Origin of the sequence: uncultured Ruminococcus sp. (assembly GCF_937915125.1) — a bacterium.
In the GTDB taxonomy this organism is placed as follows: domain Bacteria; phylum Bacillota; class Clostridia; order Oscillospirales; family Ruminococcaceae; genus Ruminococcus_C.
Genome location: NZ_CALDMP010000039.1, coordinates 1 through 9,770, shown reverse-complemented (window position 1 = coordinate 9,770; position 9,770 = coordinate 1). Strand labels below are relative to the sequence as shown.

At 48.5% G+C, this 9,770-nt stretch carries 5 protein-coding genes; all 5 read right to left on the bottom strand.

Annotation, left to right across the window (positions count from 1 at the left end; translation table 11 throughout):
- Nucleotides 1-74: 74 nt before the first annotated feature.
- Entirely contained in the window at nt 75-3,599 is a 3,525-nt protein-coding gene (locus Q0418_RS04410) for a S8 family serine peptidase (RefSeq protein ID WP_298482613.1), read from the bottom strand.
- Nucleotides 3,600-4,120: 521 nt separating this feature from the next.
- Complete coding sequence (locus tag Q0418_RS04405; protein WP_298482611.1) at nt 4,121-5,551, bottom strand: hypothetical protein; 1,431 nt, start codon at nt 5,549-5,551, stop codon at nt 4,121-4,123.
- A complete protein-coding gene (locus Q0418_RS04400; protein ID WP_298482609.1) occupies nt 5,548-6,030 on the bottom strand; it encodes an RNA polymerase sigma factor in 483 nt (160 codons plus the stop codon). Before Q0418_RS04400 ends, Q0418_RS04405 begins: the two co-directional genes overlap by 4 nt.
- A gap of 286 nt (nt 6,031-6,316) precedes the next feature.
- Nucleotides 6,317-8,152: a sensor histidine kinase gene (locus Q0418_RS04395; RefSeq protein WP_298482607.1), complete on the bottom strand. Its 1,836-nt coding sequence runs from the start codon at nt 8,150-8,152 to the stop codon at nt 6,317-6,319.
- Between the two features lie 193 nt (nt 8,153-8,345).
- Nucleotides 8,346-9,749, bottom strand: coding sequence for an InlB B-repeat-containing protein (locus Q0418_RS04390; RefSeq protein ID WP_298482605.1), 1,404 nt, complete (start codon nt 9,747-9,749; stop codon nt 8,346-8,348).
- Nucleotides 9,750-9,770 lie beyond the last annotated feature (21 nt).

Below are 9,770 nucleotides of genomic sequence, written 5' to 3'. Positions count from 1 at the left end.
GCAAGCATATGACGTGCAAAGCCGATAGGCGCTCTTTGTGCGGTGTTGCCTTTATGCGATTCTACCAATGCGTGTTATCCCACAGCCAGGATATCATCCCATGTGATATCCCGACCTACGGAAATATTTGCATAATACAACAGCATCCAATAGGCATCGTCAGCCGTGATTATGCCGTCCTGATCCACATCCGCAGCGTTCCAGACTTCCTGTTCCTTGGACATATTAGTGCCGTCTGTGAATGTGACATCTTTTACACCGGCACTAACGCATGCATAGAAGTACAGCGTCTGATATGCATCATCACCGTTAACTTCGCCGTCCTGGGTCACGTCACCGCGGGCAACAGTAGGAATGACCGGACTGTCACTCAAGGGAATCAGCTCCAGTTCGATGCCCTCTCCCACCTGATACAGCACATAGAGCACATCACCATTTACAGTACTGGTGCAGAATTTACCTTCAGCAGTCTGCATTGTCGTATAACCCAGACTAGTGACCGCGTCAAATTCAATATCAAGGAAGAATACATCGCCCACACTATTTGATGGAACGCCGGCATAGACCAACTGGTTCTGATAAGAGCTGACGGAAACATTTGCCGGATGCAGTACATTCTGTGCAAGAGGCGTCAGCAGAGCGGCATTTTCATTCCATGCGGTGCCGTCAAAGCTCCATACTGCCTCCATGATGCCTTCTTCTCCGCGCTGCATAGTCACATATAATTTATCAGAAATCTGTTCGGCTGCACCGCCATATGCTCCTGCCGGAAGCGCAGGGAGATCCATCCATGTCCATTCCTCAAAGGAGAACGACGCACATGCTGTGTTCAGTTCACCGTTTGTGTCATATCCGCCCATGACAACCAGTTCTCTGCCATAGAATCCCACAATGGGTTCCATGATGGTTGAGAAAACATCGGGCAGTTCGCAGAAAAAGCTCCACGACCAGGTCTCCAGAGAAAATTCCAGCAGTACGCTTCGCTGCATATATCCGTGATCCAGATTTGCCACTGTATAGATGGATGTTCCATCGGTCACAAAGCGGGAGAGGATATATGCCGGTACAATGGGATCATAGTCATCTGTGATCAAAATCGATGCATCAAGACTACCCAGCATCGTCCAGTTTGCCTGATACATGTCAGGAGTGGTCTGATACACATTGCCATTTGCATCGCAATAATACACATTGGCACCAACTGTCAGCAGATTGCCGCCGTTCATGTAGAAACTATCTTCCGAACTGTTGAAATACAGCATTTCTGGTATTGCACCGTCAGAGTAATAATAATACTCTGTGGATGCTGTTTCACCGTATTGTGCTGTGAGCTGGAATTCCTGGTTGGCATATGCAGAAACATCCAGAACTGCCTGCGTATCAGACACCTCCACAACCGTTGCCGGGGCACCGTTAATGAGATATTCCATTTTTGTCAGCTGTCCGCCTTCCAGATACAGCTTACCCTCTTCTGTGTCGATCCAGGAATCCAACACGACTGGATTGGGGTTCTCCAGCTTGGAGAGATCCAGAACACCGCCTGTCTTTACCAGTCCTTCCAATGCCTCAGAAGGTCTCGTGCAGCCCAGCAGCAACGTAGTGCGCTCCCGGACAGACAGTTCCGGATATGCCGCAGCAATGGCAGCTGCCGCACCTGTTACCATAGGCGCAGCCATAGAAGTGCCGTTGTAGAAATCATAGGGCAGGAGAAGTTCTTCCTCCGATGCCCCCAGACGGCTCATTGCCAGATCGTCCAGATACAGAGTATAGGTCCCGGAATAAGCGCAGACAAAATCAATGGCAATGGCACAGAGCTGACCCTCGTCATGAGGTGACAACGTATTCTGTATACTATTCCACCTGTTTTCTTGTTCTTCCATTCCGGCACCTAACAGATTCATGGAGTTTTCCACCTGATAGCGTCCATCCTCACTGACCGTTCCATCACTCAAAAATAAAGCTGTGAACGGAAGATCGTCTCCAAAATAAGAGTCTTCTTCTGTGTTCGGTGCTGCATCCTGACGTATCACCATGGAAAGTTGGGTATCCTTGGTGCCACCCTGACCATAATAGGGTAAGCGAAGAGAATAACTTGTTCCTGCCACAGCATTTTCCACAGTAAATTTCAGGGATGCACCGTTCTCAGAATCCTTTCCGAAATAGGTATCTGATGTGGTTTCCACTGTGATAACAGAGCCATCCTCCGGTGCCTCCACAGAATAGGTCAGTGCCGCATCACCGCCCGGTGCCGGAACTGTACCTGACGACATATCCCCTGCTTCCAGCGTCCGTCCACCAAAGGACTCGTACCAATACAGCAACCGTTCCTTCTGCTCATCTGTCAGGAGTATTGCGTTCATGGTATCATAGGAAACGGTGGAGAGAATGTTCGTGCCGGGCGCTGCCAGATCAACCGATTCTGCGCCGTAATTGGAGAAGTCCGCCAGTTCGTCCTTTTCAGTGGATGCAGCCACATTGATGAGATATGGGCTGTCGATGCCATTGGGATAACCGTAGCAAAAATCATTATCCAGACTTTCATTCCCAGCAGCACAGATCGTAACAGCACCCATTCCGCCTGTCAGGTCAACCAGATACTGAAACATACTGTAAAATGCCTCCACCTCAGACTCCACGGCTCCTTCATCCAAGTATGCACCCCAGGAGTTATTGATGGCAACCACGTTTACACCCAGGAGCTGTGCCTGATAGATATAATGATAGCAGGCAAATTCTTCATTTCCATATGAATACCCCGCACTGTCCAGCATTTTTAATGCCATAAGCCGTGTGGAATCGCTTGTCGCCACGCCGGAAACACCGGTATCATTGTCTGCCTGCGCTGCAATAATGCCGGCGCAGTGAGAACCGTGTCCGTTGTCATCTATGGGATCATCGTCCATGTTTGCAAAATCATAACCGTGAGCGCCGTTGAGCTTTCCTGTGCCCACATATGGATTCTCCCACATACGCTCTGCCAGATCCGGGTGGGTATAATCAATACCGCTGTCCACCACAGCCACTACCTGTTCCCCGGCATCTACACTTGGCGTCAGAGCCTCGGTGTCTGCGTTGATGTCCAGACCGGGTGTACCACCGTTCTGTCCGGTGTTGTCCAGTGCCCACTGATAGTCCGCATAGGTGTCCTGGGAATAGGACGCCGCTTTCAGCCGGAAGTTCGGGGACGCATACATGACACTTGGGTCATTTTCCAGGAGTGCAATAAGTTCACTAGTGGACAAGGTTTCCGACTTTACCAAGGAAACCGTAAAGTCGCTGCTGTCCGCAGTTTGCAGCAGGGACTGGCGCTGGGTGAACGCTCTGCCGGCAGTGGTATTTTCCAGTACGTCAAAGACATAGGACTCTGACACAGTCACCGTACTGCCCAGAGATTTGGAAAGAGCACTGCTCTGCATCTCGGTGGAGCCGTGATGCATGACAATAACTTCACCCTCTGGTGCCGCCAGGTCGATTTCAGCCGTACTGCTGTCCGGTTCTGCCTGGGCAATGACCATGCCCGTTCCCAAAACAGTCAGCATGCTTGCTGCCATGGCTGCACCCGTAAGTGCCGCCAGCATACGTTTTAGAATGGTTTTCATAGAGATACCCTCCTTATCATGAAATTGGATTTTCACCGCTTTTATTATACATGATTTTTGACTTTTTTGCAAGTACATTTTTCAAGATTTGTAAAAAAATATAGGATTTTTTGTACAGAGAACGTCATTTGCGCAAAAAAGAAAAAAACCGCCATATCAAGCGATATCGCGGTCCTTTGGGATTAGCCTATCAATTATTTAGGGCAATAACGCACAAAGATTGTGCGTCAGATGTACTCTACGAGCATAAACTATGTCAGATTTTTCGTCAGATGAAACAAAAAGCGCAGTGAATACTTTGTGTATTCACGAGCATTTTTGTGAAATATGACGGAAAATATGCAAGCATATGATGTGCAAAGCCGTCAGGCGCTCTTTGTGCGGTGTTGCCTAAGATCTTCCGGAACAGCATATCCCTCCGGTACGGATTCCGCATGAATGGTATAACACTCTGCAAAATATGCAGTGACCTCCAGCGGTGTCCCGTCTAAAGTCCATTGTACAACGGTATCGCCGTTTTTTCATACAGATCCCTCCTGTTCAGAAAAAGAATCCTTCTTTTGTACATTTGAAGCGATTGCAGATGTAACCGTAGCAGTTGTTCTTGTCTCCGATACAGCAGTACTTTCCGTCGATGCATTCACGAAAATGGGGAAACTAGCACTGGCAGTGGTATCCCCATAGGTGTACCACAGTACAACATAATAGGTGCCAGGCGTATCCATATCCAGCTGGCTGGTATCCACAGTGAGCGCACCGCTTTCTATAAGTGCTCTGACGGTATCTGCGGTCAGATCCTGGAAATTTACCTCAGGTTGATATTGTCTCACACCGTTTTCGTCGATATACCAGTATCCGGCGGAGATATTCGCTCCCGCAAAGTCCACTTCCTCCCCGGGCTGATACTCGATCTTATCCGGATAACTGTGGAGGAAAAGATAAGCAGTCTGCTGAGACTCCGTAGGCGTTGTTTCCTGCTGGGTGGTCGTTGTCACAGCTGTGGTGAGAAAAGTGGTGGTTTGCATGGTAGTCTGCGTCATAATACGTGTTGTAGTCTGTGCCGTGGTTCGTGTGGTGGTCTGTGTTGTGGTTCGCATCGTAGTCTGCGTGGTGGTGCGCATGGTAGTCTGGGTAGTGGTCTGGATGGGAACAAACGTCGTTGTCGTCTGGGTCGCATCCGGAAAAAATGTCGTAGTCGTCTCCGTCGGTGCCGTGGTTTTCTGCGTTGTGACATTGCCGGTCTCCTCGTCCGGTGCTTTTGTTGTGGTATCAACTGCTGTGCTGACGGTAGTTCTGCTTGTCTGGGTGGTGTGGGTGATATGTGTCGTATGTGTGGTTCTCCCGGCGGAAGTCTCGGTGCCGCCTGCCGGAACCGTCTGTTTTTCCGAAACAGCAGAACTGGTTTCCGAAACCATATCTGTATTTGCAACTGGTTGTTCCGGTACAGTTTCCACAGGAGAAGCATCCGTGCTGTCGGTCACGCCGGCAATTTCTGTCACAGTTGTTGTCTGCGTTTCCTTGGAATTTCCGGATGCCATAACTCCAGTCTCTGTTGTTCCCGGTATAGTTGTCTCTGTGGTCTGGACAGACTGAGGCGGCTCCACCACTTCCAGTGCACCTCTACCCTGCTGAATGATGGGATAGACGGACAGACCGATGCACAGGAAGATCGCCGCTGCGATTACACCGATCCACTCGATGCGAAGGAAACGTTTTTTGCGGAACAAAATGGAAAGAAGCGCCTTTTGCTCCCGTTCTGTCTCCTCTGATTCCTGCATCAGACCACGCAGCAGGGCGATCTCACGAGCAAGTGCATCTACACGGTCAAAGTCCGGCTCTGCCTTTTCCAGTTCCTCGTCCATCTGCTGCTCCAGCATATGACAACGTGCCATATTCCTGCGGTATTCCTCCTGCATGCGCCGGGCAAACTGAGAATCCTGATTCCGTTTCATGGAAGCTCCCTCCTCTCTTTCGCCTGCATGACATCTGCGATTTTCCGCCGGATCCGTGTCATCCGCATATAGGCAGACGCCTCTGAGATTCTGAGCTGTCCAGCAAGTTCACGAATAGTATATCCCTCCATATAGTGTTTCCACACCAGGGAATATTCCTCTTTTGTCAATATATCCCGGATGTGGTCATCTGTCCAGTCCGGTTCAGGCGCTGTACTTTCTTCAGACAATACCTCATCCGATGCGGCAATGAAACGTGCTTCACTGCGGCGGTATTCTTTCATAGCAATGTCTGCCGCGCGGTACAGCCATGGCCGGATGTATTCCAGATCTTTCAGAACAGACTGCTTTTTCACCAGAGCGCAAAACACCTCCTGGGTGCAGTCCTTGGCTGCATCTGCATCGTCCAGTCTGGCAACACAGTAATAATAGATGGAATCATAGTATCGCTCCACTATTGTTGTTATGATATCTTTCATTGGTTCATCCTATTTCATCATGATGGTAGGCAGAAGCGCTGTGAACATCTTCCCTATGTTATCACAGCCTTCTGTATAGTACCGGCAGGAACAGAGGGAAACTTAACGCAAACCGCATCTTTTTGTACGAATGTACAATTTCAGGAATACGCACTTGTATAAATTACCGAGAACCTGACTTTGCAAGAAAGGAGAGGCTTGTAAAGTCAGGTTCTAATCACCATATCTCTAAGGCAAAACCGTTCAAAGCCGACAAACGCTCTTCGTGCGGTATTTCCAAAAAACATCAGAGATCCGATTGCTCTTCCTTTTCATCATGAAGAACGATCGTTACAGTTGTACCCTTACCTGGTGCACTTTCCACAAATAATTCACCGTTTGCCATATGCTCCAGGCGATTCCGCACATTATCGATCCCTACATGGGTACGGCTGCCATCCTGCGCCGTCTGTTCTTCCGGCACAAAGCCTACGCCGTCGTCTATTACGGAAATGACCACATCATCGCCCTTCCGGCAGGTTCGGATCGTGACCGTGCCGCCTTCATCCGCAGCGCACAATCCGTGCTTAACAGCATTTTCTACCATCGGCTGGATCGTCAGCGCCGGCAGAAAAAAATCGCTTTCCTGGATGTCATAGACCACATGCAAACTATCTCCGAAGCGCATCTTTTCCAGTTTCAGATAAGCTTCAATATGCGCCAGTTCTTTCGAAAAATAAATCAGCTCCTGGCAGTTCAGCGAATCCATATTGCCGCGCAGATAAATCGAAAAATCTCCCAGTGCCTCTCTCGCCTGTTCCGGGTCGATGCGGCAGAGTTCACGGATCGCACTGATGGAATTAAACATAAAGTGAGGCTGTATCTGTGAAAGCATAATGGAGATCCGGTTATTCTGCAATTCAGCCTGAAGTTCCTTTTCCCGGATGGAAGAACGGATGTTGGAAGGGATGATTTTCAGCACAATGATCAGCGTCAATACAAACAGCACGCCAAATACGATCTGTGAAAGCAATCCGCCGCTCCACCAGCCGAGCGCCTCTGCTCCAATATCCATAAGCAGTGCTGTAATTCCGGTAATGCAAAAAGCCAGCAGAAGTATCTGCCGTTTTTCCGCATGAAAAAGGTTGTAAATGCAGCATCCCAGAAGTACTATGCCCACAAGGATCAGCGCTGCTGTCCAAAAAATGCTAATATCAAACAGATTTTTTCCACCGAACAGACATATGCTCAAAAGAACACCCGCAGTCAACCCCGAAAACGAAACAGCAGCCGTGCCGATTTTTTTGACCTTATCTGACAAGCACATCACGATCAGACACATAGCGAACACCGTATAAAGCATTCTGCTGATCTGCAGTGCATAAGAATTAAAGACAACCAGATTACTCCAGAAATAAATGTTCTTCGAATCAAAAACCATGCAGACCCCTGCAAAAAACATCTGGAAGCCAAGCAGACACATACATTTGCTCTGGCGCAGACGAAGCAATGCAGAGAACACTGCAACACCCATCATGGCAAGCGAAACCACGATCACAACAAATCCCGCGGTTCTTTCTGCCCTGCCTTCATCCAGCATCAGATCTTCAAAAATAACGCTTGTGTCTATATACATAGAATCCAGGAATTCATTGACAGCATTGTGATTGCCGAAGCGGTGAGAATTTTTCAGCACAATTTCCACTGTATCCGTTTCTGTTCCTGTATATTCATATGTTACCCATTGTTTACCACAGGCACTGACACCGATCAGAGGTTCTTCTGCACTGAAGGGGTAGTTCTCACCGTTTACAGTCAGATCACAGTGAATATGATTCAGATAGAGCGCGATAGGTGCCCCCTTTGACGCATGTCCGACTACCTCTTTCCCATCTGGAGACTCTAGCTGAAAATAGCCCTTCAGCGTCACATCACCATCCATAGCAGAGATGCTTTCGCCTTTCACAATGGGATTCCAATCACCGTCGCCGACTTTATATTCTCCTTGAAAAGAAACTTTCATAGGGACAGCGGCAAATGCCTGATTGCTGTGTGAGCAAACCATGACCAATAGTACAATTCCCAGAAGCACCAGAGCCACAAGCCCCATAATACTCCATCCGTATTTTTTTATTTTTTTCATACGATTTCTACTCTCCTCCGGCTAAATCCGATTTTTCGCACTTGCTATGAAAGCCCAAAAACAATGGGCAGCACCGCCCATATTGGTACGGTGTTGCCCGAAAGGCGTCCTGCAAATGAGTTATAGGAACATTATAGCACAAAATCATTTCTATTTCAACACTCTTTCACAAATTTATTAAAATATTTCACAGTCAGTTCTTTCTTTGGTATTGGTTAAAAAGTACCTCTACATGGGGCTTCTGCAATAGAAAACCTTGAAGTGTATATGCTTTGGGACAGAGGGTAATAGTCAGTTTCTGGCTCTGCCCGTCTGCAGCATCCTCATATCTGGCAGTCTGCGCGTGATGATCTGCAACAAAGGGCGCATCTTCACCATATTGCTGCTTATCTGCTGCGCTGCTCATCTGATATCCATACAGCCGTACCTGATAGGAAGAAAGGACATTCCTGGGAGAAGTGCGCCAGACAGAAAAGCTGTTTCTGCCTGCTCCGTCTGTCAGTACCGTATTCTGACCGGCATAAGTGCCGTCCTCTGTGCGCATCTGATAGATCACAGACCAGTTTTCCTCATAGTTCTGGTCAGCATAATATATCAGAGTTTCTGCTACAGCAGGACGATATGCTGGTGCAATGGCACTCCCATCAATTTCATAGGTCAGATCAAACTTTTCAGGCACAAATTTCAGATACGCGTTGACAATTGCAGTGGTATCATCCCCTGGCACTGCCAGAAAATGCGCTGCATCATAAGCAGTTTCATCCGTCACATCCTGTAATTCAGATGCTTCATTCTGATAGACATCGGTATAACCAGGTACATACGCCTGAATGCGATAGTCCCCATCAAGGAGAATGCTTTCAAAGGAATACTGAACCATACCCGGTGTACCCGGACGGTCATCTCCATAATCCAGTGTAACCTCTTTGCTTTGCACTGTAACTGTACTGCCGTCTGCATTCATCTTTTGCAGTGCCACAAGCACGGACTGCAGCCGGTCAGCAGTCTGGATCTCCCGGAGCTGATTATCCTCAGCATAAGTGCCGGAAACAGTGACTGTACCCGAAACCGTAATGGGATCTTTCCATTTCGCACAGAGCGTAACAGGTGACACCGGATCTGCACCATCCGGCAGGGCATCGCCGCCATGCGCTGGCTTATGACCATCTGCATCATAATACCATCCATCAAAGACATAGCCGCCGTCTCTGTTGACCACAAGCTGGCTGAGATCCGGGATCACCGTCTGATTCTCAATGGTCTTGACGGATTCGCCGTCAACAGTTCCCCCGCTGGCGTCAAAAATAATATCCGCATATCTCACAGAAACCACGGCTGTCAGTGTGCCCGACTGGGTCAGCGCAGCATCTTCATAATATGCGCCGCCCAGAGAACCGAATGTGCTTCCGTCCATGACAGCAACCGTTCCCGTATACACGCCATCATAGGAAATGCACGCCACATTGTCTGCGCTTGATGCCTGCATTATCGTGCCATCCTGCAAGACAAAGGCGGTGATGAGAATACGATAGCCGCATGGCATATCGGCATCTGGCTCTGTTTTTTTCCTTAATCCGCAGACTTGAAATCCTGCCACTTTTCAAAACCACAGAAATAT

Excerpts from the sequence above, each read along its gene's own strand:
- Q0418_RS04410 (WP_298482613.1), bottom strand. The coding sequence starts at position 3,599 with ATGAAAACCATTCTAAAACGTATGCTGGCGGCACTTACGGGTGCAGCC.
- Q0418_RS04395 (WP_298482607.1), bottom strand. The coding sequence starts at position 8,152 with ATGAAAAAAATAAAAAAATACGGATGGAGTATTATGGGGCTTGTGGCT.
- Q0418_RS04405 (WP_298482611.1), bottom strand. The coding sequence starts at position 5,551 with ATGAAACGGAATCAGGATTCTCAGTTTGCCCGGCGCATGCAGGAGGAA.
- Q0418_RS04400 (WP_298482609.1), bottom strand. The coding sequence starts at position 6,030 with ATGAAAGATATCATAACAACAATAGTGGAGCGATACTATGATTCCATC.